Origin of the sequence: Francisella philomiragia subsp. philomiragia ATCC 25015 (assembly GCF_000156715.1) — a bacterium.
GTDB classification, from domain to species: domain Bacteria; phylum Pseudomonadota; class Gammaproteobacteria; order Francisellales; family Francisellaceae; genus Francisella; species Francisella philomiragia.
This window is the reverse complement of the sequence record NZ_DS999316.1, coordinates 260,935-286,904: the sequence shown is the minus strand read 5'-3', so window position 1 is coordinate 286,904 and position 25,970 is coordinate 260,935. Positions and strand designations below refer to the sequence as shown.

Here is a 25,970-nt window from a genome sequence, read left to right as displayed (position 1 = left end):
AACCCATATAATTATTAAAAAATTCTAAATTATCCAAACATATCTTTAAGTGCGGATATATTCTGTTTAGAATTTTGCTGACGAGTTTCTGCACATTCTTTTTCTGTGCCGACCCAATATAGATCGGATTCTGGTAATTCGTCAATAAATCTACTTGGAATAGATATCTGTTTTTCGCCAAACTTTTTACGATGTTTTGTCATTGTTATAGTCAAATTTTCTCTAGCTCTAGTAATCGCCACATATGCAAGCCTACGTTCATCCTCTATAGAGTCCTCTTCAATACTTTGTTGATGTGGCAAGATTCCTTCTTCCATACCCATTATATAAACTTTTTTGAATTCCAAACCTTTGGAAGCATGCATAGTTATAATTTGAACCTGATTATCATTTTTATCTTCGTTATCTCTATCTAAAATATCTATAAGTAACATTTTATTAAGAACTGAAGCTAGCGATTCAAGAGCATTATATGACTCACCTTCAAGCTGATTGACAATCCATTTAGTAACCTCTATGACATTCGCATATCTAAACTCTGCTTGTTTCTCTGAGGAGCTAGAATCTATAAGCCACTGTCGGTATGAAATATTATCAATAAAATTATTAATTATATTTTTTAGCTCTTGAGCAGATATACTTGAATTTATCTCCTGCTGCGTATTAAGTATCAAATCTTTAAAAGATGATAAGTTTTTTTTGGTAAAATCGCGTATTTCAAACTTTTCTAAATTATATAAAGTATGAAAAAAGCTACAGTGATGTTCACTTGCATATTCTCCTAATTTATGAATAGTTGCACTACCAACTTCACGTTTAGGAGTATTCACAACACGCAAAAATGCTCTATCATCGTCCAGATTAACTATTAGTCTTAAATACGAAATGATATCTTTGATTTCTGATTTGGAAAAAAAAGAACTTCCCCCGCTAATTGTATAAGGAATTTTGTGCATTTGCATATATCTTTCAAGTAAGTATGCTTGGTAATTACTCCTTATCAATATTGCATAATCAGAGTTTTTAGATTTTGTTTTTACCCTATCAAAGAAAATATCACTAGTTATGAATTGTGCCTCATCTTCATCGTTTGTAAGACTAATAACCTTAATTTGCTCACCGTAATCTTTATTTGACCAAAGTTTTTTGTCAAAAATATGGCTATTATTTTCAATAAGCTTATTTGCAACATTAAGTATTCTACCTGTGGAACGATAGTTTTGTTCTAACTTAATAACTTTTAGATCTTTGAAATCTTCTTGCAAATGGCGTAAATTTTCAGGTCGAGAACCTCTCCATGCATATATAGACTGATCATCGTCTCCTACAACAGTGAATTTATTTTTGTCCTGTGTCAAATACTTCAAAAGTTGATATTGTGATTCATTAGTATCTTGGTATTCATCTATGAGAATATATCTAAATTTATCTGACCATAATTTTTGAATGCTTGAGTAATTTTTAAATAACTGTATTGGTTGAAATATCAGATCATCAAAGTCAAAAGAGTTATAAGATTTTAGATATTTTTGATATTCTTTGTATATAAAAGCTGCTTGCTCTTCAAGATCATCTTGAGGCTGTATCTCGTTAGGTGTTAGTAACGCTGATTTCCAAAATGATATTTTTGATTGAATAAACCCAGCATTTTGTTTAGGTAATTGATACTCCTCATATGCAATATCGTATATTAATGCAAGTGAGTCGTGACTATCAAAAAGTGTAAAGTTTTTCTTATACCCTAAATCTAAAAAATGCTTTTTTAAAATTGTTAAACCAAGCGAGTGAAACGTTGAAATCATCAGTCCTTTTGATTTTTCCTTATCAAGACGAGATTTAACACGCTCTTGCATTTCTTTGGCTGCTTTATTTGTAAATGTAACTGCTAAAATACTTTTAGCTGGATACAAAAGCTGTTCTATTAGATAAGAGATTTTTTCAATAATCACACTAGTTTTGCCACTGCCAGCTCCAGCTAGTACTAGTAAGGGAGTACTAGTATATTTGACAGCTTGCTGTTGCTGTTGATTAAGATTATTTAGCATTTAGTTATAATTACTTCATTTTCTAGCTGATATTCAACTTCTGTTGCTTCTTTATGAAACACTACCAACATATAGCAAACATCCTCAACATAAACCCTATTTACAACATTTGCTAGAGGTTTGCCATCACTAGTTTTTAAATCAAAATCTTGAATATTTGTATCAGATTTAACAACTGCTAATTCTTTTTTTAACTTAGCTTTATAGTGCATCCTCGCTATCACCTCTTGACCCATATAACAACCTTTGGTATAGCTGACAACTTTTTCTATATTATCAAGATCTAACTCTGCTGGAAGAAATTTCTCTACATTAGCTTGATCTATAATTGCAAGCTTGTTTAGGATATTTATCTTTTGTATTTGTTCATATGATATTTCAGACTTTAAAGCATCTTTGACTAAAATATCATGATTTAAAAACCCATTATCGGTAAAAAACAATGAATAATCTTCATTAACAGCAAAACTAACTTTAGAAAACATACCATACTTTTTTAACCAAGAAAGTAGATTATCTATAACAGTTTGCTCAACTGAGAGTAACAATTTCTGGCTAGAAACATATTTTACAAAACATAAAGAAATAATTCGTCCTTTTAAATTAGCAAAAGTAGTCATCAATAAATTATTATCATCAGATAGTTTAGTTAAATCAGATGTTACCAAACCTTGAAGAAATTTTATGGTATCTATTCCACTTACTTCTAAAATTTTAAAATTGTTGTATTGAAAATTCATTGGGAACCTAAACTAATTAAATAATTGAACTAGTAGATTTTATTATATTTAGATAATGTTAGCAATTATGTTTTGACTATAGGTTAGCGCTCGAGCCACCTATACCTCTTGGCTGATTATTTTGAAAACCACCTTTAGGACCAGATAGCATCATCTGCCTATTTAATGCCCTATCATCATCACTAATTGACAAATTACTATGAATATTTTTAGGTGCTGGAGTAGCTAGATCAGATAAATTAGGGTTATCATCATCAGAGTCTTCATCACTCTTTGATTTTTTTTCCTGTGCGTTAGTACTTCCCCAACCCTTTTTAGTACTCATATTACGAGATTTACTGCTTGATTCACCGGGAATTCTCATATCTTCCTCTGTGATACCTAGTTGATGTTTTTTAGGCATTTGTGAAGCTTGACTATTTTTTTGATTAATCATTTGACGTTGAGAGTGTAGTTGCGTCTCACTTCTAGGATTTAAGTACTCTTGATCATCATTAGCAAAAGAAACAAATGGAGCCATAAAAATAGAACTCAATGCTGATACTAATAAAGTTTTTTTCATATTAACCTCTTAATTATAGATATTTTGTTATTATATTTTCTAATTCAACAGTGTCTTTTGCGAACTGTCTAATTCCTTCTGCTAACTTATTAGTCGCCATAGGATTTTCATTCATCTGCCAGCGGAAATTAGACTCGGTAACTTGTGGTACTTGTGTACTTACATCATTAGATTTTTTTAACTTAACTTCTAATTTCCCGAAATTATTTTCAAGCTCTTCAAGTAATACCGGTGATATAGTCAAAGCATCACAACCAGCAAGAGCAACTACTTGATTAGCACTTCTAAAACTTGCTCCCATAACGATTGTTTTAAACCCACAATCTTTGTATAGCTTATATATCGATTTTACAGAGTTAACACCATCATCGTCATTAACATCAGGAAAAGCATCAAGTTTGTTTTGTTGCATTTGCCAATCTGTAATTCTTCCTACAAAAGGTGATACCAAATAAACTCCAGCCTCAGCACAAGCCTGTGCTTGAACTTTATCAAAAATAAGTGTCAAATTACAATTGATACCTTCTTTTTGTAAAAGTTTAGCGGCCTTTATACCTTCCCAGGTAGCTGCTATTTTTATCAAAACTCGATCTTTTGATATTCCATGAGATTCATATTTTTTGATTATTTTTCTAGCATAATCAATTGTTTCTGCAGAATTAAAAGATACTCTTGCATCTACTTCACTAGATACTTTGCCGTCAATCACATCCAATATTTTTATTCCAAAAAACACCAGTATCTCGATAGCAATCTCTCTAATAAGCTCATCCCTCTTAAGCTCAGGATTATTCTGTTTAAACTTATCTATAGTATCTATAACTAATTTAGAGTATTTTGGATCTTTAACAGCTTTAAGTATCAAACTAGGATTTGTAGTAGCATCAACAGGTTTGTATTTCTTAATCAACTCAAAATCACCAGTATCAGCGACTACCATAGTTACTTCTTTAAGCTGTTCTAATAACGATTTTTGCATAATTTTTTAATAAAATTTTTACACTTCATTAATAAAGTATACAACTTCGAGAGTATTAGTAAATAAAGTAAATATTAATTATTTAAAATTTATTTGCTGTATTTCTCTTCCAACATTTTAAACATTGCTCTAACACCCATCATTTCTCCACCTTTTGGTTTACCTGGAGAGTTAGCAACATTCCAAGCCATTATATCAAAATGAATCCAAGTAGGAGCATTCTCAATACCTACAAAATGCTCCATAAATAGTGCTGCTTTTACGGCTCCGGCAAAAGTTGACAGCTCACAGTGTGATATATCTGCGAATTCTGTTTCAAGATTTTTTCTATAACAGTCAGCTAACGGGAGTCTCCAAGTCTGATCTTGCTCGATTTCCCCATAATTATAAATATCTCTTGCAACATCATCATTATTACAGAAAAATGCTGAAATTTTATCACCAACAGCCACTCTTGCAGCTCCTGTTAGAGTTGAAAAGTCTATTAAATATTCTGGATTTTTAGTAGCCTCTTCATGTAGTGGTTCAGCTAAAATCAATCTTCCTTCTGCATCAGTATTTGTAACTTGAACAGTAGTTCCATTTTTCATTTTAATGATATCACTAGGACGATATGACTTCGCATCTACAGCATTCTCAACTGTAGGTATTGATAGAGTTAACCTTACTGGAAGATTATGTTTCATAATCATATAAGCAAGACCTATAGCGTTTGCAGCACCACCCATATCTTTATGCATCAGTAACATAAATTGCGATGCTTTTATATCAAGCCCACCTGTATCAAAAGCAACACCCTTTCCCACTATAGAAACTTTAGGGTGATTTTCATTACCCCAATTTAATTTAACTAATCTTGGAGACCTATGACTTGCTTTACCTACAGTATAAATACCCATGTATCCTTGATTTTTGAGCTCTTCTCCAACTATTTCCTCAAAGCTGGCATCAAATTCTTTAGCAATAGATTTGATAATATTAGAAATATCTTCAGGGCCCATATCTTCAGCAGGTGTTGTAATCATATCTCTAACAATAAAAGCTGCTTCAACTGTTGTTAATATGTGTTTATATTGTATTGGTAAAAATAATTTTACATCTACACCTTGTTGATTAGACTTATATTTTTCAAACTTGTAACTTGATAACCCAAAACCAATATAATGCAATGATAAATCAGAAATTTCTGAATATTCTATATGATAATTACCTTTGCTTAACTGACTAGACAAAGATGCTAAACTATACATATTTTCACAAATAATACAGATAATCTTTTGAATACTTCCCGATTCACCAGGTATAGCTATTATTTTCTTATCAGCAAACTGTTTAATGAAATTTTGACTAAAAGAATCTTGCTGACTAAGCCAGTTATCAAAATTAGTCTTATGTATTAGATAAATAGGCTTAGAATCAAATTCTTTTTGTAAAGAAAAACATTGTAATCTCGTTGAAATATGCATAACTTTATAGCTCCACATCTTGATTTAGTATTAGCCAGTTATTAAAATCTTGCACTGTACTTGATGTAAAAATACCGGCTGTTTTATATAAGCTCAAAAAGCCCATAATATAATCAAACTCAGTATTGTTTAACTGAATTAGAAACTGATAATAATTGTTTAAAAGTATGAAATACTGAGTAATAGTTGTTGTTCCTTGATCATACCTTTCTTTATATTTTTCATACGCAATTTTTGCTGCTGCAACAGACTTGCGCAATGATTCTATCTCTTTCTTTTTAAGCTCAACAAATCTAAAAGCATACATAGCATCATTTTGAGCGACCCTTCCTGTTTGAATCATATCAAATTCTGAGGACTGATAATCATACGCGGCTTTTTTTAATTCAGCATAGTTGGTACCACCAGCAAAAATATTCCAAGTAAGATTAATACCGAAATAAAAAGCATTAACTGTACCTTTTGAGGGTAAGAAATTATCAAACACCGGATTACCTAGTGAACTAACATCATTAAAACCAGGAGAATATTTAACTTCAAAATTAACTTTAGGCATAAATGAGCTAGTGGCTGACTGATAATTATAGTAATTGCTTTCTTTTGTATGCATAGAACCTAAGTATGATGGACTACTACGCATTGTAAGCTCTTCCCAACCTTCTTCAGTATTAGGTGATGGCTCTTTTATTTTAAAATCATTACTATACAAGACAACATCATCATCATTATTAGTAAACTTACGTAATTCAGCATGTGCAACTCTTTCTTCTCTCTGAGCAGCTGCATAACTAGCTTCTGCAATATAATAGTTTGCCTTAACAGTTTCGTAATCCGCAATATCAGCTGTACCTGCTTTAAATTTACTCTCTAACTCATTTAGGCTTTGTTTGTTGGCTTTTAAATTATATGAAGTATATTCAACATTTTTTATCGCCTTAGCTAAGTTAAAATATGCATAGCTTGTATCATACAAGAATTGTTGATAATTTGTTCTATAGTCTTGCTGAGCAAACTGAGCTACTTCCTGAGCTGACTGAAGATCTTTGTAAGCTCCATAATCATATAAAGGTTGTGTCAACGAGACCAACCCTTTAATTGAATCAAAGCGACCACCAGCAATATCACCATCGGCCATAGTTCTTTGATCTAGTATATTTGTAGCTTTTATAGATCCTCCAATATCTATACTTGGTAATAATCTTCCAAGTTGAATGGCTGGATTCATCTGTCTAGAATCTAATTGAAACCCTATAAACTTATATTGCGGTGAATTTTGTATAGACTGTTTTACTGTATCTGTATAGTCAGCTACAGTATTAGCTGCAGCACTAATACACGAGCCAAAGATTCCAATGAATACCAATAAATGTCTATACAATCTTTTCAAGAGCAAACTCTACTTTTTTATGTTAATTGAAATATACTTTTCTAAATCACTTAGAGCTTTATCAATATTGGTAGAGTTATTACCGCCACCTTGAGCCATATCTGGGCGACCACCGCCTTTGCCATCTATATAACCACTAAATTCCTTAGCTATATCTCCGGCTTTGATTAATGATGTTATAGATTTACTAACTCCAATCACAAACTGCACTTTATCAGCATTTATAGTACTTAACACTGCTACCATCTTATCATTTTTTGACTTGTAATCATCAATTTTTTCTCGCAGTGTTTTGATATCTACACCTTCTAAATTAGCTATTATTAATTTGATACCATCTATTGAAGACTCTTTAATATTGCTATTTGCTCCTGATAAAATATCTTTTTTAAGTTTAGCAATTTCTTTTTCTTGATTCTTAAGATGCTCTAACATTGACTGTAGTTTATCTAATAGGTTAGAGTCATTTGACTTGGTAATTTCTTTTATTGCAGCTAGTTTATTTTCGATAGCAAAAGTATATTTTATAGCTTTATCAGCTGTTATTGCCTCTATTCTTCTAATACCAGATGCAATACCACTTTCTGACACTATCTTAAATAAACCAATATCTCCAGTATATGCAACATGAGTTCCTCCACAAAGCTCAATAGAGAAATCTCCCATTGAAATCACTCTAACAATATCTCCATATTTCTCACCAAATAAAGCTTCTGCTCCTAGAGATTTGGCTTTTTCTTGAGATGTTTCTATAGTAGCAACAGGATAATTAGCTCTGATTTGTTGATTAACTAGAGTTTCGATCTGTTCAATTTCAACACGTGATATAGCCTTATCATGCGTAAAATCAAATCTTAATTTATTATCATCAACAAGTGAGCCTTTTTGCTCAGCATGACTACCTAAGACAATCTTTAAAGCTTTATGTAATAAATGTGTAGCACTATGATTAGCAGCAGTAGCAAGTCTTACTGAATCATTGACCCTCGCGGTTACTTCATCATAAGTATTTAGTATACCCTTAGACAGTTTACCAATGTGTAAAATTGCTTCACCAGATTTTTGCACATCCTCAACTATAAATTCAACACCGACACCTTCTAAAACACCTTTATCACCAACCTGACCGCCAGATTCAGCATAAAACGGTGTTCTGTCAAGAACTATAACAGCCGTGCTTTCAGCTTGAATTGTATTAACAGGTTGTCCATCTTGATATATCTCAAGTACTTTAGCATCTTCAATTAATGTCGAGTAGCCTCTAAAATTTGACTTTGCTTGTGAATTAATAATGCTGTTATAATCAACATTGAACTTCCCTGCTTCTTTTGACCTTTGCTTTTGTTTTAGCATTTGCTCTTTAAATGCTTCTTCATCAACTTTTAGACCTTTCTCGCGAGCCATATCAGCAGTCAAATCCAAAGGAAAACCATATGTATCATAAAGTCTAAATGCTATCTCTCCAGAAATAGTATCGCATTTTAGACTCGCAATTTCTGTATCAAAAATTTTGATACCATTTTCAATAGTCCTTAGAAACAACTCTTCCTCTTTTATAAGAGTCTTTTCAATAAGTTCTCTCTTATCTATTAATTGAGGATATGCCTCACCCATTTGGTTAATAAGCTCTGCTACTAACTTGTAGAAAAATATATCCTTAGCGCCTAGTTTATTACCATGACGAATTGCTCTGCGAATAATTCTTCTTAGAACATATCCTCTACCTTCATTCGATGGCAAGACTCCATCTGCAATTAAGAAAGCACATGAACGTATATGATCTGCCACCACTTTTAAAGAAGGTGAATTTATATCATCAGCATTAGTTACTTCTTGAGCTTTTTTAATCAATGCTTGAAATAAATCTATATCGTAATTACTATGAACATCTTGTAGTACAGCTGCTATTCTTTCTAAGCCCATTCCAGTATCAACAGATGGTTTAGGTAAATCCGTAACTGTACCATCAGCATGACGATTAAACTGCATAAATACTATATTCCAGATCTCGATATATCTATCTCCATCTTCATCTGGAGTGCCAGGTAATCCTCCAGCAACATCTTCACCATGATCATAAAAAATCTCAGTACATGGACCACAAGGGCCAGTATCACCCATTGACCAAAAGTTATCATTTGAGTCTATACGAATAATTCTTTCTTTTGGTAAACCAATATGATTGTGCCATACATCAAATGCTTCATCATCTGTTGCATATATAGTTACCCATAATTTCTCAACAGGTAATTTGATCTCTTTAGTCAAAAATTCCCATGCAAAGCTGATAGCATCTTTTTTGAAATAATCACCAAAACTAAAATTACCTAGCATCTCAAAAAAAGTATGATGTCTAGCTGTATAACCTACATTATCCAAATCATTATGCTTACCACCGGCTCTAAGACACTTTTGAACTGTAACAGCTCTAGAAAAATCTCTCTTTTCTAATCCCAAAAAAACATCTTTAAATTGCACCATTCCAGCATTCGTAAATAATAAAGTATCATCACCAAATGGTATTAAAGATGAACTTGGTTGATGCGAGTGGTTTTTAGACTCAAAATAGCTTATAAATTTATTACGTAACTCTTTAGTAGAAATCATAGTTTACCTTCCAGTAGATAGCGCTACAGATATTTAAATTAAATTCAAAACAGCTAGTATTATAAACCATTTTAGTAAACAAAATAAACTCTACCAATCGCATTTGAATATAAATAAGTATATAATCGTAAATAAGTTGTTGGTTTTGTGTAAGTTTTAAAATGAAAAAAAAGATATTTATCTTTTCAGTAATTATCAGTGTAGTAGTAGCAATATCTGGTATTGCATACTACTTTCACTATCAGTCCAAACTTGAAGAAAAAGCAGCTGAAGCGGCCGCAAAAGAAGCGGAAATGCCAAAACCACATGACTACTGTTTAATCACGTATTTAGAATCTTCTGATAATGGTAAAACATGGCTTAAGACTAATGTAACAACAGGCAAAAAGCCTATGTTCAAAGCGCAATGCTGGAAGAAGTATATCCAAATTCTAGATGGTTTCTCAGCTAGTATAGACAAAAATGGCCAATGGTGTAACAAAATTGATGATAATAAAATAATAGCTCACCCAGCTATGTACTTCTCAGATCAACCTTTTGAGTCTAAAGATGAGTTAGCGCCGAAAGTAGATACTCCAAACGAAGCATTGCAAGATAATAAGGCTAATTAATTCTATTTTGATAAACTCTCATAATAACGTTTAAATATCTTGTTAGAAAATTTGTTATCCTCATTAGAGATATTGTTAATAATCTCTAGATGATTTTGACAATCTATCAAGTTACCTTCATACAAAAATCTTAAACTATTTTTACATTTCAAATCTTTCGGATAGGTATTTTTTTTGATCTCATACCATGATGATAAACGATTAATATCATCTGATGATACTATGAACAAATGTTTCTTGACTCGTGTAATAGCAACGTAGAATAATCTTCGCTCCTCTTCGATTGTTTCATCACAAGCCTTAGAGTTTTTTTCACCGAAAAAGCCTCCTTCTGTAGCATCATGTACAACAACATAATCCCACTCTAAACCTTTGGCTCTATGCATTGACATGATCTGGATCTGATTCGGATCATTTTCACCCTGCTGATTTGATTTTATGTATAGCTCATATAAAAGTTCAATAAATTCTGACAATGAGCTTTTCTTACCTTTAGCAAAACTACTCATTCCATCTATAATTTGTAATTTAGATTTGCTTGAGTGCGTCTCTCCAGAGACTTTAGAAATTTGTTTTTCGAGATCTAAAGTTTCTAATATAAAACTTATCGCTCTTTCTGACTTTTTAATCCGAGTATTATTAAAAATAGCTCTCCAACTAGCTGATACTGCTAATATATTTTTTTCTTTAAATGGTTTATCAACTGTTTTGGTCAATTCTGAAATTATATTCATGCTAGCTGAAATATCTTGAGCTATTTTATTTGCCAAATTTTGCTTAACATCTTTTTTGAGATATAGTGACGGATAATCAAGCATAGCTTTTATAAACTCAATTCGTTGATCGATACTGTGTTTAGCAAAACCCCTACCCTTGTTAAACAGCATCAAATACCCATATATAGCTTTAAATAGATTTTCACTAAAAATATTCTTATCTGCAACCACGCTATAAGCTAGATCATGATACAGGCAGCTTAACTCAAATACCGTTGTTGAATTATACTTACGCACAAGAATAGCTATATCGCTAGCTTTGACACCACTATCAATCAATGCTTTAAGTTTAAGGACAACTTTATCACTACTATCGAGGATACTAATATCAGTTGTTTTATTTAATTTAGGGTATGTAATACATAGATTATCATGGCGTTTTTTATTATTAGTAATAATATTATTTGCCATCAAAGATACTAAATCACCATATCTAAATGTGTAAGATAAACTATATTGTTTTACATTTTTAAAATCTTTTTTGAAACCTTCTAACATATAATATGGAGTAGAACCACGCCATTGATATATTGTCTGATCAACATCTCCTACGGCCATAACATAAGTGTTTTCTCCAACTAAACACTTCAAAAAAAACTGTTGTGCCTGATTGATATCCTGATATTCATCTATGATTATATGAGAATATAAGCTACTTGCTTGAGCTATGCTATTTTTATCTTTTTCAAAAAGCTTTGCTGGAAGATAAATCATATCATCATAAGTAATAGCTTTTTGTTGCTCACATTCTTTGCTAAACTCTAAAAACACTTTATCTAAAAGTTTTTTCTCTTTAGTATTAAGTTCATTGAGTTTTTTGTTAGTAAGAGATAAGTCTGATTTCAATAATGAAATATATTCTTTAAATGTTTCGACTCTTTCGTTATCAATATCTTTAGTTATTTTAAATTCTTTTTGATATAGCTTAAGTAGCTTTGAAATAATTGCATCTATTTCATACTCTTTAAGAATCTTATCTGCCTTAACAAATCCTGCTTTTGCAAAAGCTTGTAAGAAACTATTTCCTAATGAGTGCATTGTTCTTACGTTAACTAACCTTGCAATATCAGCTTTAATAACCTTTTTAAGTCTCTCTGCAAAATCAAGTTGAGCTGATTTGTTATACATTAGAACCAATATCTTATTTGGTGGAACTTTATTGTCAATTAGATACTCAATTCTTGCTATTAAAGTTTGAGTTTTTCCACTCCCAGCAACTGCAGAAACTAAGGCATGTTTATCTAAATCATGAGTTATTATTTTTTGTTGTTCAGCTGTATATTGCATTTAAAAATTCGAATTTGATTATTTTTCTTGTAGATCTTTGGCAAATAATCGAGAGACAAGATATACCAAGGTTAAGGCTGCTTGCTTAACTATATTAACTATTATCTTAACTATTTCTAGAATGGTTATACCTAAATATTTGAAATAGTTGAGCATATTTACTTTTGCTTTCTTATCTTTGATAAACTTAAAAGGCGCAAATACAAATAACAATATTGTAATCATTACAATATAAGAAAATATAGTCCCTAATATCTGCTCATACCATTGAGCAAACCTATAAAATAAAACCAAAACTATCACAGTTAAAATAACTAAAAGTACGAATAGAAATAGATTCTTATTCTTCATCTATGATCTCCTGAAACTATTTGTTTATATAATGATATCATTATTTAAGCTAACTTATGTTATAATCTTAGTCCAAATTTATGAAACAATAATTAAAATAATTCATGACGACTGATCAAAGACTACAAATCGTTCTAGAAGCTTTAGATAATTTAAAAGGCCAAGATATTCAATCTATTAACGTTGAACATCTTACTGATATGATGGATAACATAGTAATTACTACAGCATCATCTACTACTCACGCTAAATCACTAGCAAGAAATTTAGAACAAGAACTTAAAGATAACAAAATTACAATACTAGGTATTGAAGGCGATAATAAATCTGACTGGGTTTTAGTTGATATCGGTGACATTGTTGTACATATAATGCTAGAAGAAACTAGGGAACTTTACGCACTAGAAAAACTTTGGGATATCAAACGCAAAGAAGACTAATAATGAAGCTAAAGCTTTCTGCAATGCAGTGGCAACAAGTACAAAATTTTGCTACTGATAGCCTTGGTTTATCATCTATATCTAAAGCTGACTGCAATTTATCTGAATATATTCCTTACTATAACAAATGGATAGAAAATAACTATCATGCAGATCTTGAGTACATGATAAAGCATGGCTCAAAGAGATTTGTTCCAAATGAATTAGTACCTGGCACTAATAGCGTAATTGTTGCCACATTAAACTATCTTAACAGAACTATAGCTATCAAAAATGAAGTTAAGAGACTAAAATCCTCAACAGATATTGCAGACATATCTATATATGCTCATGGTAGAGATTATCACAAAGTAATGAAGAAAAAACTTCAACGATTAGGTGAGTATATAAATGAGCTTACAGGTGATCATCAATTCAGAGTTTTTACAGATAGTGCTCCAGTACTTGAACGTCCGCTAGCTGAAAAAGCAGGATTAGGCTGGCAAGGCAAAAGCTCTATGCTTATGAATAAAATACAAGGTTCATTTTTCTTTATTGGTGTAATTTATAGTAATCTTGATTTGTCAGATTTACCTACTCTTCCAAAGCATCAAGATTCTTGTGGCAAATGCCAAGCATGTATCAAGCTATGTCCAACTGGAGCAATTCAACATGGTAAAATGATCGATTCGCGAAAATGTATCTCGTATCTAACAATAGAAAACAAAGGATCTATACCTCTAGAGCTTCGAGATAAAATTGGCACAAGAATATATGGTTGTGATGATTGTCAATTAGTTTGTCCTTTTAACAATAATGCCCCCATAACTACAGAAAAGGACTTCCAACAGAGAGCTTTTTTAATAAATAAACCTCTTCTTGAACTATTCTCATGGACTAGAAAAGATTTTGATAAATATACACAAGGTTCGGCAATCAGAAGAATTGGTTATGATGCTTGGATAAGAAATATAGCTATTGGTATCGGAAACTCACCATATAAACCAGAAAATATACTATCATTAGAAAATAAGAAAAATGAATTTCTAGACAGAGAAATTGTCTTAGAACATATAAAATGGGCGTTAAATAAACAAATTAATCTAAGTAAAATAGATAAATGATTGTGATTTAATCCCGGTTTGTTAGAATAACTTAGGATAGACATTTCCAAACTAAAGGAGAAATTAAATAATGAAATTAACTAAAACTCTATTTTTAGCGCCATTAGTTGCTGGTTCACTTATTGGTGGTGCTTTCGCAGCAGCAGATAATCAAGATGATCTTAGCTACTCTGTTGGCTATACTATGGGACAAGCTTTAAAAACTCAAATGGATCAAAACAACATAACGACAGATAACCAAGAAGTGGTTAGTGGTCTAACAGATGGAATATCTGGAAGCAAGTCTAAACTTACTCCAGATCAAATGCAAAATGCAATGTTACAATTTCAACAACAAGCAGTAGCTGCTCAGAAAAAATAATTAAGGGAGCTAATTATAATGACTAAAAAGAAATTATTAAAGGCTTTGGCCGTTGCTGCAATTGCAACAAGCTTGGTTGCATGTTCAGATAGTTCAAGTAAAGATAAGTCGGCTAAGGATGTTGCTACAAATTCCGGATCTTCTGTAGCTACTACAGCTCCGGTTGTGCAAGGTACTGATGCTGTTACAAAAAATGCTAGCTATACTATTGGTTATGGCATGGGTGCAACTATCGAAGCTGATAAAAATGTAAAATCATACAATCTAAACAATGATAAAATTATTGAAGGTTTTTCTGACGCTTTAAATGCAAAAAAACCAGCTATATCTCCAGAAGAAATAGCAAAAAACATGGATAATCTACGTAATAAAGTACAACAGAAAATGAGTGAGGAAAGAGTTTCTAGCTTCCTAAAAGTTAAAGATAGCATTTATGGCTCTGATCTTACACCTAAATCTGATGTAAAAGATCCAGAAGTAGTTGTATATGAGTTCTTTGATTATCAGTGTATGTACTGCTCAAAACTTGCTCCACAAATTGAAAAAGTAATGCAAGATAACAGTAACGTACAAGTAGTTTTTGCGGAATTCCCTATATTTGGTGAAAGAGCTCCTGCCTCTGAATATGCTGCTGAAGTAGGTACTGCAATATATAAATTATATGGTACAGATGCTTATGTTAAGTATCATAATGGTATCTTCGCTACAGGTGAAGATGAGGGTAAACTAAAAGACTCTACTATTGATAAGGTTGCAGTTCAATGTGGAGCTGATTTAACTAAAGTTAAAAAGGCTATCAAAGATGATAAAATTGCTGATCATCTAAGAGATACTTTAAAACTAGGTTTTGAAAATCTAGGTATTCAAGGTACGCCATTCTTAGTGATTGCTCCAGCTGTCAATGCTAATGCTGATAATACAACTGTAATAGGTGGTTATACAGATGCTGATAATATCCAATCTGCGATAGATAAAGCTAAAACAGCTCCAAAAACTGTAACTGCTACAAACAATACTACAGTAGTTACAACCCCTACTGCTACTGCTACTGCTACTGCTACTGCTACTGCTACTGCTGCAGTAAATGATACTCAAGCTCAATCAAATGTAACAGAATCTCCAGTAACAGATTCTGGTAGCTCAATAACAGCAGATCAATCTAATAATAAAGATGATATTGAGGCATAATTAATCTTACATATTCTTTATATTACTTCTATTCCTAATCATGATATTTAACTACTAAATATTAGCGACTTTATCTGTTAAAATATATCATCAAAATTAATCACTATAATTCTTATGTTTCAAATTAGAAAAGGTAGCAAATATCTTGTTTTCTTTGTTGTAATCTTTGTGGCACTACCACCCTTTGCTATAGATGCTTATATTCCTGCTTTTGGTAATATTGGTAGTTTCTTTAATGTTGATGTAAATAAGCTCGCTATTACTATATCTACATACTTTATAGGTTTTGGTGTAGGTATGTTTTTTTGGGGTGCATTATCAGATAGTTTTGGTCGTAAAAAAATACTTATTATTGGTATGCTTATTTATATAGTAAGTACTATCTTATGCTCATTTACACATAGCTTTGATACTTTGATATTAATGAGATTCTTACAAGGTCTTGGAGACTCTCCAGCGTCTGTTGCGGCTATGGCCATACTAAAAGACTGCTATAGAGGTCAAAGGTTAGTAAAAACTGTAGCAACAATGGTTATGATATTTATGATTGCGCCAATAGTTGCACCTATAATAGGCAGTATTATTATTTACACAACTGGAAGATGGCAAGATATTTTCCATTTCTTAACTATTTATGGTGTTATTTTGTTGGTTATTACAATTGTTATGCCAGAAACTCATCCTATACATAAACGTTCTAAGAGCTTAGCTAGAAGCTTTAAGGTATATCTCATTCATATGGCTAACTTACCATTTGTCATCGCAGCTCTGACTGGAGCCCTATGTTTTGGTGCATTGTTTAGTTTTATTAGCACATCATCAAATCTAATTATTGAATATTTTCATCTTGGGTATACTCAATACTGTATATTGTTTGCATTAAATATGTTTGGCATAATCTTTGCTGGTAACTTTATCAAAAGAAAACAGACCGCACATAATCAAAGAGAGCTTATTATTATTGGTTATTACTTGGCTATAATAGTAATATTACTTAATATATTAAACTCATATTTCTTGAATGATATTTATATATTTATTGTATTAAACGCTCTAGCAACAGGCTGTTTTGCACTAGTGAATATTATAACAACATCAAAAGCCCTTGATATTCTCAAAGAAGGTTATGCTGCTGGCAATGCGATAATTAGACTAGTTAAATTTATGGTTGCTGCTTTGGCGGGTTTTTTCTTAAGTTTTCTATCAATATCAAAGCTAATGGTCGGTATCCCTGTTCAACAATTAGCATTTATAGTAATTTCAGTTGTCATATTCATGGGTATTAAAAATAGACTTTTCGCCAATTAAAGATGTGTAATAATTTGATTTAAAATATTTTTTTACGAGTATGACAATATGGCAGTGTCCCTTTCTTCATATAGTAGTCTAGATGATAGTCTTCCGCTACATAATAAGGTTTAGCCTCTCTAATATCTGTAGCTACCTTGTAGCCTTTATCACTAAGTTCAGATTTTATATCTTCTGCAATCTGTTTTTGTTTATCATCATAATAAAATATAGCCGATTTATATTGCTCGCCAATATCTGGACCTTGGCCATCAACCTGCTCAAAATCGTGTATTTCAAAGAAATATTTTAAAACTTCTTCTAAAGATATTTTTTTCTTCTCAACAATTATTCTAACAACTTCTAAATATCCAGTATTCCCTGCACAAACTTTTCTATAATCAGGGTTTGGCTGATCTCCACCACAATATCCAGATTCTGCAAATACAACTCCATCCAGTTTTTTCATGTAATATTCTACACCCCAAAAACATCCTGCAGCTACAATAATCTCTTCTGTTTCTCCCAGACTTTCTACTGGTACAAAATCTACAGATGCTGAATTCACACAGTAACGTGTATTTAACTTAGTATATCCTTCTCCATGAAATATATGTCCAAGATGGCCATCACAATTATTACATAGAATTTCTGTCCTTCTGCCATCAGCATCGGGTAATTGTTTTACATTATTATCAATATGAATATCATAACTTGGCCAACCGCAAGTTGAGATGAATTTGCTATCAGCCTTGAATAACGGCGTACCGCAATTACGACAGATATATGTACCCTTTTGATCTATATCATTGTATCTACCTGTAAAAGGATGCTCTGTATCTTTGTTAATTATTATCTCGTATTGATGTGATGTTAAGCTCTTCGTTTTTAACATTAAAATATTCCTAGCTGTTAAATATTGTTAATAATTATCATATAAACTCAAAAAAATGTATATTCTAATCTACAATATTTATATGATATTAAAAGCTATTTTTTAGCACAATATTGGAGAAATTGGTATGAATTGTAATATAAAAAATAAAGACTACATCTCACTCGCTGTATTCATAATAGTTATTTTGGGTATAGGTATGTCTGTTGGGGCTTTAACCGCAACAAGTATTCCAACATGGTTTGCAAAACTAAAATATCCCTTTTTTGCTCCACCTAACTGGATATTTGCTCCAGTTTGGACGGTTTTGTATATTATGATTGCAATATCTGGATGGCTAGTATTCAAACAAAAAGCTCTTAGAGAAAAGGTATTTATTATCTACGCAATACAGCTAGGTTTAAACTTCTTATGGAGCTTTATATTTTTTTGCTGGCATAATATTGATTTAGCTCTTTTAGAAATTTCTATTTTATGGATATTTATTGCATGGAATCTTAAAATATTTATGGATATAAATAAAGTTGCTGGATATTTGCTTATACCATATCTTTTATGGGTAGGTTTTGCATGGATACTTAATCTTAACTATGCGATGCTTAATTAACAATATCCTTATCTGCAACAACTAGGTGCAAATAGTGCAAATGCTTATCATATTGGTTGACAATATCTGCAATGACTTGGTCTTTTGAATACCCCATAATATCATAATACTGACCTCCATGACTTAGAAGTACTTCTACCCTATTATAATTACCTAATTTTGACTGATATGATCTTAGCATCACACTATATATAAAATCTTCATTACCTTCTATTGAAATAGCTAGTTGTATATGATCATGGTCTTTAATCACTTCTGTATTAATACCATTTTTTCCCATTTCAGTTGCAACCTCAATTATAGCTGTTGTAACATCTTTTTGTAAAAACTCTATAGCCTGATCTTTTGATGGTTTATGAGCAATAGCTTCTAATCTTTTCTGCCAAGATGTGTTTGCTTTTGCAAATTGAACAACAGTTGAATGTGTCTCAATACTTTTAAGCCTTAGATAATCTAATCTTAAAGATTTAATTAGTGAAACACACATCAAAAATAAAATAAACAACAATGGAAAAGCACTAATTATAGTAGCTGATTGTAAAGCTTGTAAACCACCTGCTAAAATTAATGATATTGCAAGTAAACCGCTAAGTACTGACCAAGCAATACGCTGTAATGTTATTGATTGTTTGGCATTACCTGTAGCTAAAATATCTATAACTAAGGCTCCACTATCAGCAGATGTTACAAAAAATGTCACTATTAAAAATACTGCCAAAACTGATAATAGTGTTGAGAATGGAAAATGTTGTAAAAATTCAAACAATGCTACAGGTATATTATTATTTGCAGCATTAATAAGAGCTTCACCATTACCACTCATAGCTATTTCAATAGCAGAATTGCCAAAGACTGTCATCCATAAAAATGTAAACCCAACAGGGATAAACAATACACCTATAGTAAACTGGCGGATTGTTCTACCTCTAGATACTTTAGCAATAAACATTCCGACAAATGGCGACCAAGCTATCCACCATCCCCAATAAAATAATGTCCAACTTTTTAGCCATTCTTGATTTTCTTGATTGTAAGCATACAAATTAAAGGTCTGATTTACTATAGTACTTAAATAGTAACCAATATTTTGAATATAATCGCGTACCAATACTGATGAATTACCCAACAATAGTATAAAAACTAGTAATAATACTGCCAATATAATATTAAAATTACTTAGTGCCTTAATGCCTTTTTCAAGTCCTAATCCTACAGATATTGTTGCTAATGCGACTATAACTACGATATAAATAACTTGCATATTTACAGTATCTGGTAAACCTGTCAAAAAGCTCATCCCCGCACTCACCTGCATTGCACCAAATCCTAGAGATGTTGCTACACCAAACAATGTTCCTAGTACTGCAAAAACATCAATAGCATGACCTAAGGGACCATATATATGTCTGCCTAATATTGGATAAAGTACCGATCGAGGTAATAAAGGTAAATCATGTCTATAAGCAAAATATGCTAATGATAAACCTACAATTGCATATACTGACCATGCTTCTATACCCCAGTGGAAAAATGTGGTATTCATAGCTTCTTTAACAAGTACTAACTCATCTGAAGACATATTAGGAGGAGCTAAAAAATGCTTCAATGGTTCTGCTACTCCATAAAACATCAAACCAATTCCCATACCCGCTGCAAACAGCATAGCAAACCATGAAATATTAGAGTACTCAGGTAAATCATGTTCTTGACCTAACTTGATATCGCCAAAGCGACTGAACATTAGGATCAAACATAAACATAAAAAAACACTCATTGCCAATATATAAGCCCAACCAAATTTTTCTAGAATTAAATTTTGTAGATTTTGGATATGACTAGCAAATTGATTCGGATAAAAAATTCCTGACAATGACAGGACAATAGCTAAAATAATAGCAGGATAAAAAACTGGAGCATAAGCACCTTTTTCTCGTTGCATAATATTCCTATTTTTTGATAACAGTTGTATTACCTTAACATTTATAGCTACCTATATCAAAAATACATACCGTAACTATTTATTCTAAGTACTAAAAAACATACAATATCTAGCAAAATATTATAGCTAATAGCTTAATGAAAAATCTAAGTCAAAAATTAATCAAAGAAATAAAGAAGCTTCACTCACCTCAAGGTAGAAAAAAATCTATCTACTATGTTATAGAAGGATTAAGATGCTGTGATGAAGCCTTATCAAGATTACCTAAAGAAGACTTGATTGCACTATTGACAACAGAAAACACTGATAACATTAGCTACCCTGTAGATAAAAAATATATTCTCTCTGAAAAAGATCTTAATGAATTGACACAAACACAAAACTCTCAAGGAGTGCTAATCTTAGCCAAGAAAAAAGATACATCATCTGATTTTGAATTTAAAGATGATTTCATACTAGTGCTAGATAGAATACAAGATCCTGGTAATATTGGTACTATATTGAGAACTGCTATAGCAGTTGGTTTGACAGAGATTGTACTTATAAATGGTACTGTAGATCCTTTTAACCCCAAAGCTATAAGAGCTGGTATGGGTGCACAATTTAGTCTGAAATTCAGATATTTTGAAAATCTAAGCGCTGTAAGGAATTACCCCACACTAAAAGAACGAAAAATTTGGCTGACAACACCACATGAGGGAGTTTCTTGTTATTCTAAAGAATTTAAGTTGAGTAACAGTGTCTTAGTCTTTGGAGAAGAAGCCAATGGTATAGAGGACTTTTCAGTAGGTGAAAAGACAATGATTCCTACTCTAAGTAATATTGAATCTTTAAATGTAGCTCAAGCGGCTACGATATATTTATTTGAGGGTCTAAGGCAAAAAATGCTAAAATAAATGTACAAAACTAAAGAGGAGAAGTGCCATGAGCAAATGTAAAACACATCAAAACCACGAACATAAACACCAAGATAACTGCGGTCATACAAAAATCAAACATGGCGATCATTACGACTATCTACACGATGGTCACCTTCATCATGAACATAATGGGCATTATGATGAACATACTCTAGATGTCACAACTAAGAATCCTGATGAATGTAAACCAATCAAAGATGAATGCTGTGATCACGTACATGGTCCGGATTGTGGTCATGAAGCAGTACCACATGGTGATCACATAGACTATATTGTTGATGGTAGATTACATCATCCTCATGGTAATCATTGTGATGATCACGGTCCAGTTGAGGTTATTAAAAATAATAAAAAATAGTTTAGAACCCTACTTAAATTAAGCTCTCAATATTATCAATCTCAAAATCATTATACTTATCAAATATTTCAACCAGTTCTGTTGGGATTTTTGCAGGTCTGCCCTTCTGAGCATTTATCATTACCCACAGTGTATCTGCTTTACACAGTAGAGCTTTATCTGACTTTCTATAAATATGATATTTTCTAAATGTAGAAATTTTAGTAATACTCTCTACCCACGTAACTACAGCGATATCATCACCTAAGAATCCTTGAGATAGATACTCTATAGTATGCTTCTTAGCAAACCATGTAAGTCCTTGAGACTCCGTTAAGTCAAAAACCTTATTAGCCTTGACATGCTCAATAGCCACATCCTGCATCCATTGAAGATAGACAATATTATTAAGATGATTATTTGGATCGATATGTTCAGGTAATACCTTAGTTGACAAAACAAAGTATTTTAACTGCTGATTCATTTCTGACCTAAGAACTCAAGCAAATCACTATAACCACCAATTTGTTTATCATCAATAAATATTAAAGGTGTAGTTTCTAAATTATACTTATGTTTAAAAGCATCTGTTTCAGCTCTAGTTTTTAAAATATGGTCTTCAAAACACCACCCCTTTTCTTCAAATAACGCTTTTGCTTTTAAACCATACGGACAAGTTTTTTCTGGTGTTACCATTCGGTACAAAACAATCTTATTAAACTCTTGAGTCATTCTCTTATATTCCAAAATAATGTAGTATTAATATTGTAAGTATAGCACCAGCAATGAAATTTGAAAGGTAAGATTAATATGTGTACTAATGTTTTTATAAATAAAAATCAATACAAAATCGAAGCAAGATCTATGGATTTTCCAATAAATATTGCCTTTAAAAATGGTTGGGGTTATGTCGGTATTGAAAATGTAACAGATGTTGTAATAGATGCTGATAAAATTCCTGAAAGCAGAATCGCTAAGTGGACTTCAAAATATGGTTACTTTTGTAGATTAGGATTTGAGAGTTATGTAACAGATGGTTTAAACACTCAAGGCTTTTCATATAGTATCTTGTATTTAGATGGTACGGTATATCCAAGTTATGATGATAATGATAATAGGCCTGCACTAGCGGTGTATGAGTTAGGTAATTTTTTGTTAGCTATGGCAAAAGATGTAGCAGATGCTCTTAAATTAATATCTGAGTGTCAGATAGTGAATAGTGCTGTAAAGTTAAAAGATGGCATATATATAAAAAATATTCCTCTTCACATGTGTCTAAGAGATGCTAATGGCAACAGTGCTGTGATAGAGTTTATTGATGGTAAAATGTACATTCATAAAAATGCTGGTAATGTCTTAACTAATGCACCTACTTACGAATGGCATCTAAGCAATATCGAAGAATATAAATCACTACTACAACCATCAGTAAATAATAGTAATCCTAAATTTAGTGATAGAGTTATTAATTATGCTGATACAATTTCAAGTTCTCGTCCAGAAGTAGCTCAATTAGTTGGACTACCTGGAGATTTTAGTGCAGCTGCAAGATTTGTTAGATCTTATATATTATCTGAACTGATGCTTGAGCCAAAATCTAATAGAGAAGCTATATTTCATGCAGCATCAATAATTGCCAATGCTTCTGTACCACCTTATGAGAAATCTATGACACTATGGACAACTATTAAAGATCTCAAGAATCTAACTGTAGCATATAAAGATAATGCTGTATATCAAGGCACAGGTCCTGTAGGAGTTTATGCTATGAATATAGATAACGGTTATGTTACTTATGATCTAAATGCGATGAACTTCTATGATATCCCGCCAGCTGAGCAAGATTCTGGGCTAAAAGTAACATCTCCGAATGAAATCAAACAGATCATAGATATGTCAGCTGTTGTTGGTTTAGAAAGACAGTAACTTCAAGATTTATTCGCGATACTTGGCTTTAATGACTTATTTATTTTTGTTGTTTTCTGATTGTTTCAGCTTAATTGGCATATGATTACAAAATGGCTCTTCTGCAAGATAGCTACCATGAATATTATAAGCTCTAGCTCTACAACCTCCGCAAATTTTGATAAATTCACATGAACCACATTTACCTTCATAAGCACTAAAATCACGCATATCATGCATCACATCACTATTTTTCCAAATATCTGCAAATGATTTTTCTTTAACATTCCCTGCACTAACAGGTAGATAGCTACACGGGTAGACATTACCATCAACATCTAGCAAACATATACTTTGCCCAGCTATACAACCTTTACCACCACCAGTACCAAAGCTAAGAGCTCTTGATCGAACTTTTGCTCCATCTTCTTTATTACGCTCAAAACGAATACGATAATAATGTGGCGCACAAGTTGGACGCACAAGCATATCTTGCTCATCTGCTTCCATATCGTAATGCCAGTTTAGAATATCTTGATAATCATCTATATCTATTAGCTCTTGCATAAGCTCTTCACCACGCCCTGTTGGCACTATCATAAATAGATACCATGCTGTAGCCTCAAGAGATTTTGCTAGTTTATAAACATCCTTGATCTCGTGTTGATTACGTTTGGTAAATGATGAATTTATCAAGAATGGTATACCATGTTTCTTAAATAGTTTTGCAGCATTTACTGTTGCTTCAAAGGCACCTTTTTGGCTACGAAAATCATCATGAGTCTCAGCTGTAGCTCCATCTATACTTAGAGATACTATACTTATGCTTGAGTTTTTAATTTTCTCACAAATCTCATCAGTGACTAATGAGCCGTTAGTAGCTAAAGCCATACGTAGACCTTTACTAGCACCATATTCAGCTAGCTCAAAAATATCTGCTCGTAAAAGAGGCTCTCCTCCAGAGAGTACTAATACAGGTTTAGCAAACTCAACTATATTATCAATGATTCTAAAGCCTTCCTCGGTAGAAAAATCTCGATGTCCTACTACTTCACATTCTGAAGATGAACGACAATGTACACATTTAAGATTACAACGCCTAGTTGTCTCCCATGCCATCCATTTAAGTTGATGTTTCACAATATTTATCCAAATAGACAATCTAAATTTATTAGCATTAATTATAACAAATATCTAATTGAACAAGTATTACTAATAAATAAGATCTACAAATGTATAAATTACTTAGGTATTATATAAATAAATGTTAAATACTATCCTATAAAAAATGAATTTAAAGAAAATATTTTTAGTTGCTACATTAACTGTTTATTGTATTAGTTTAAATAGCTGCATATTAAAGCTTCCCTTCCAAATTGTTGGTAATGTAATTGATGATGTTACACCTTTTTAATCTAAAAAAAATTAACAATAACATCTACTAAAGCACAAGCAGATTATTAATTTTTGTTAATATCTATACTATAGCTCTAGTATATTCAGCGAATAAATGTAATATTTACAATGCTTAGTTTGTAAAGCTGATGTTGTTAATTTATAGAATATACAGGAGAATATATAATGTTCAAAAAAGTTGTGATTGCTACAAGTATATTAGTTAGTGGATTAGTCTATGCTGCTCCGTCAGCAGACTTTGCTAAAGTAGAAGAACAGCTAGTCAAAAATGATAACTACTCTGGTCACTTCATCCAATCACGCAAAATTCAAGGTTTAGACAAGCCTATTCTTGCATCTGGTGAATTTGAGCTATCTAAGAAAGATGGTTTAGAGTGGAACCAAGAGAAACCGTTTAAATCTTCTCTAAAAGCAACAAAAGATACTATTACAATTAAGACTGCAGATAGTCCAAAATCTGTATTTGGTGAAGAAGATAGCCCAATGGTGTTCTCATTCACTAAGATATTCTTGTCTGTATTAGAGGGTGACTCAAAAGTAATCTACGATAATTTCAATACTAAATTCAGCGGTACTACAGATAACTGGACATTAGTACTAACTCCTAAGACTGAATTACTATCAAAAGCTCTTAAAGAAGTAACTCTAAAAGGTGGTGAAACTATAACTTATGTAGAAGTAGTTGATGCTCAAAATAACGTTATGGATATACAGTTTAGCGATATCGAAATTGATTCTTGATTAAATCTCATGATAAAAAC

The 25,970-nt window shown here is 31.9% G+C and carries 26 protein-coding genes; 12 read left to right on the top strand and 14 right to left on the bottom strand.

Annotated features, from left to right (window positions below):
- Nucleotides 1-29 precede the first annotated feature (29 nt).
- The 7 genes from FTPG_RS06765 to alaS form a co-directional block, all read right to left on the bottom strand.
- Nucleotides 30-2,045: a UvrD-helicase domain-containing protein gene (locus FTPG_RS06765; protein ID WP_004287686.1), complete on the bottom strand. Its 2,016-nt coding sequence runs from the start codon at nt 2,043-2,045 to the stop codon at nt 30-32.
- Nucleotides 2,039-2,785, bottom strand: coding sequence for a CAF17-like 4Fe-4S cluster assembly/insertion protein YgfZ (gene ygfZ, locus FTPG_RS06760; RefSeq protein WP_004287685.1), 747 nt, complete (start codon nt 2,783-2,785; stop codon nt 2,039-2,041). The genes FTPG_RS06765 and ygfZ overlap by 7 nt, the downstream gene beginning before the upstream one ends.
- Before the next feature lie 76 nt (nt 2,786-2,861).
- Nucleotides 2,862-3,347 (bottom strand): hypothetical protein, encoded by a 486-nt coding sequence (locus FTPG_RS06755; protein WP_004287684.1) that lies wholly within the window; start codon nt 3,345-3,347, stop codon nt 2,862-2,864.
- Between the two features lie 13 nt (nt 3,348-3,360).
- Nucleotides 3,361-4,326: a transaldolase gene (gene tal / locus FTPG_RS06750; protein ID WP_004287683.1), complete on the bottom strand. Its 966-nt coding sequence runs from the start codon at nt 4,324-4,326 to the stop codon at nt 3,361-3,363.
- A gap of 89 nt (nt 4,327-4,415) precedes the next feature.
- Nucleotides 4,416-5,792: a M17 family metallopeptidase gene (locus FTPG_RS06745; RefSeq protein ID WP_035722693.1), complete on the bottom strand. Its 1,377-nt coding sequence runs from the start codon at nt 5,790-5,792 to the stop codon at nt 4,416-4,418.
- A 4-nt stretch (nt 5,793-5,796) separates the two neighbouring features.
- Nucleotides 5,797-7,179: a TolC family protein gene (locus FTPG_RS06740; RefSeq protein ID WP_004287681.1), complete on the bottom strand. Its 1,383-nt coding sequence runs from the start codon at nt 7,177-7,179 to the stop codon at nt 5,797-5,799.
- 9 nt (nt 7,180-7,188) lie between these two features.
- Nucleotides 7,189-9,786 carry an alanine--tRNA ligase gene (alaS, locus tag FTPG_RS06735; RefSeq protein ID WP_004287680.1) on the bottom strand — a complete coding sequence of 866 codons (2,598 nt, stop codon included), beginning with the start codon at nt 9,784-9,786 and terminating at the stop codon, nt 7,189-7,191.
- 161 nt (nt 9,787-9,947) lie between these two features.
- Here alaS and FTPG_RS06730 point away from each other — a divergent pair, with 161 nt between their 5' ends.
- Nucleotides 9,948-10,397, top strand: coding sequence for a hypothetical protein (locus FTPG_RS06730; RefSeq protein WP_004287679.1), 450 nt, complete (start codon nt 9,948-9,950; stop codon nt 10,395-10,397).
- A 2-nt stretch (nt 10,398-10,399) separates the two neighbouring features.
- Here FTPG_RS06730 and FTPG_RS06725 read toward each other — a convergent pair whose 3' ends face one another.
- Together FTPG_RS06725 and FTPG_RS06720 are read right to left on the bottom strand one after the other, a co-directional pair.
- On the bottom strand, nt 10,400-12,460 hold the full coding sequence (locus tag FTPG_RS06725; RefSeq protein WP_004287678.1) for an ATP-dependent helicase: 2,061 nt from the start codon (nt 12,458-12,460) through the stop codon (nt 10,400-10,402).
- A gap of 18 nt (nt 12,461-12,478) precedes the next feature.
- Entirely contained in the window at nt 12,479-12,811 is a 333-nt protein-coding gene (locus FTPG_RS06720; protein WP_004287677.1) for a hypothetical protein, read from the bottom strand.
- A gap of 104 nt (nt 12,812-12,915) precedes the next feature.
- Here FTPG_RS06720 and rsfS point away from each other — a divergent pair, with 104 nt between their 5' ends.
- The 5 genes from rsfS (at nt 12,916) to FTPG_RS06695 (ending at nt 17,211) form a co-directional block, all read left to right on the top strand.
- Nucleotides 12,916-13,251, top strand: coding sequence for a ribosome silencing factor (gene rsfS / locus FTPG_RS06715; protein ID WP_004287676.1), 336 nt, complete (start codon nt 12,916-12,918; stop codon nt 13,249-13,251).
- Nucleotides 13,252-13,253: 2 nt separating this feature from the next.
- Complete coding sequence (gene queG / locus FTPG_RS06710) at nt 13,254-14,354, top strand: tRNA epoxyqueuosine(34) reductase QueG (RefSeq protein ID WP_035722565.1); 1,101 nt, start codon at nt 13,254-13,256, stop codon at nt 14,352-14,354.
- A 70-nt stretch (nt 14,355-14,424) separates the two neighbouring features.
- Nucleotides 14,425-14,715, top strand: a complete 291-nt coding sequence (locus FTPG_RS06705) for an FKBP-type peptidyl-prolyl cis-trans isomerase N-terminal domain-containing protein (protein ID WP_004287674.1) — start codon at nt 14,425-14,427, stop codon at nt 14,713-14,715.
- A gap of 18 nt (nt 14,716-14,733) precedes the next feature.
- Complete coding sequence (locus FTPG_RS06700) at nt 14,734-15,903, top strand: DsbA family protein (RefSeq protein WP_035722563.1); 1,170 nt, start codon at nt 14,734-14,736, stop codon at nt 15,901-15,903.
- 114 nt (nt 15,904-16,017) lie between these two features.
- On the top strand, nt 16,018-17,211 hold the full coding sequence (locus FTPG_RS06695; RefSeq protein ID WP_004287672.1) for a multidrug effflux MFS transporter: 1,194 nt from the start codon (nt 16,018-16,020) through the stop codon (nt 17,209-17,211).
- A 19-nt stretch (nt 17,212-17,230) separates the two neighbouring features.
- Here the strand turns inward: FTPG_RS06695 and FTPG_RS06690 are convergent, their stop codons facing one another.
- On the bottom strand, nt 17,231-18,085 hold the full coding sequence (locus tag FTPG_RS06690) for a bifunctional methionine sulfoxide reductase B/A protein (RefSeq protein WP_004287671.1): 855 nt from the start codon (nt 18,083-18,085) through the stop codon (nt 17,231-17,233).
- 127 nt (nt 18,086-18,212) lie between these two features.
- Between FTPG_RS06690 and FTPG_RS06685 the strand changes: the two genes are divergently transcribed.
- A complete protein-coding gene (locus FTPG_RS06685) occupies nt 18,213-18,692 on the top strand; it encodes a TspO/MBR family protein (protein WP_004287670.1) in 480 nt (159 codons plus the stop codon).
- On the opposite strand, the gene FTPG_RS06680 is transcribed toward FTPG_RS06685, so the two are convergent.
- The gene (locus tag FTPG_RS06680) at nt 18,685-20,631 is read right to left on the bottom strand and encodes a BCCT family transporter (protein ID WP_004287669.1); all 1,947 of its coding nucleotides are present in this window, start codon (nt 20,629-20,631) and stop codon (nt 18,685-18,687) included. The genes FTPG_RS06685 and FTPG_RS06680 overlap by 8 nt on opposite strands.
- A 137-nt stretch (nt 20,632-20,768) precedes the next feature.
- On the opposite strand from FTPG_RS06680, the gene FTPG_RS06675 reads away from it, so the two are divergent.
- Together FTPG_RS06675 and FTPG_RS06670 are read left to right on the top strand one after the other, a co-directional pair.
- The gene (locus FTPG_RS06675) at nt 20,769-21,527 is read left to right on the top strand and encodes a TrmH family RNA methyltransferase (RefSeq protein ID WP_004287668.1); all 759 of its coding nucleotides are present in this window, start codon (nt 20,769-20,771) and stop codon (nt 21,525-21,527) included.
- A gap of 28 nt (nt 21,528-21,555) precedes the next feature.
- The gene (locus FTPG_RS06670) at nt 21,556-21,909 is read left to right on the top strand and encodes a hypothetical protein (protein WP_004287667.1); all 354 of its coding nucleotides are present in this window, start codon (nt 21,556-21,558) and stop codon (nt 21,907-21,909) included.
- A gap of 13 nt (nt 21,910-21,922) precedes the next feature.
- On the opposite strand, the gene FTPG_RS06665 is transcribed toward FTPG_RS06670, so the two are convergent.
- Nucleotides 21,923-22,372, bottom strand: a complete 450-nt coding sequence (locus tag FTPG_RS06665) for an acyl-CoA thioesterase (protein WP_004287666.1) — start codon at nt 22,370-22,372, stop codon at nt 21,923-21,925.
- Nucleotides 22,369-22,620, bottom strand: coding sequence for a glutaredoxin domain-containing protein (locus FTPG_RS06660; RefSeq protein WP_004287665.1), 252 nt, complete (start codon nt 22,618-22,620; stop codon nt 22,369-22,371). The genes FTPG_RS06665 and FTPG_RS06660 overlap by 4 nt, the downstream gene beginning before the upstream one ends.
- A gap of 78 nt (nt 22,621-22,698) precedes the next feature.
- Here FTPG_RS06660 and FTPG_RS06655 point away from each other — a divergent pair, with 78 nt between their 5' ends.
- Nucleotides 22,699-23,814, top strand: a complete 1,116-nt coding sequence (locus FTPG_RS06655) for a linear amide C-N hydrolase (protein ID WP_035722561.1) — start codon at nt 22,699-22,701, stop codon at nt 23,812-23,814.
- 36 nt (nt 23,815-23,850) lie between these two features.
- Here FTPG_RS06655 and FTPG_RS06650 read toward each other — a convergent pair whose 3' ends face one another.
- On the bottom strand, nt 23,851-24,933 hold the full coding sequence (locus FTPG_RS06650) for a radical SAM/SPASM domain-containing protein (RefSeq protein ID WP_004287663.1): 1,083 nt from the start codon (nt 24,931-24,933) through the stop codon (nt 23,851-23,853).
- A 148-nt stretch (nt 24,934-25,081) separates the two neighbouring features.
- Between FTPG_RS06650 and FTPG_RS09945 the strand changes: the two genes are divergently transcribed.
- Together FTPG_RS09945 and FTPG_RS06645 are read left to right on the top strand one after the other, a co-directional pair.
- The gene (locus tag FTPG_RS09945) at nt 25,082-25,207 is read left to right on the top strand and encodes a hypothetical protein (protein WP_268745991.1); all 126 of its coding nucleotides are present in this window, start codon (nt 25,082-25,084) and stop codon (nt 25,205-25,207) included.
- Between the two features lie 167 nt (nt 25,208-25,374).
- Nucleotides 25,375-25,950, top strand: a complete 576-nt coding sequence (locus FTPG_RS06645; RefSeq protein WP_004287662.1) for a LolA family protein — start codon at nt 25,375-25,377, stop codon at nt 25,948-25,950.
- Nucleotides 25,951-25,970: the final 20 nt, after the last annotated feature.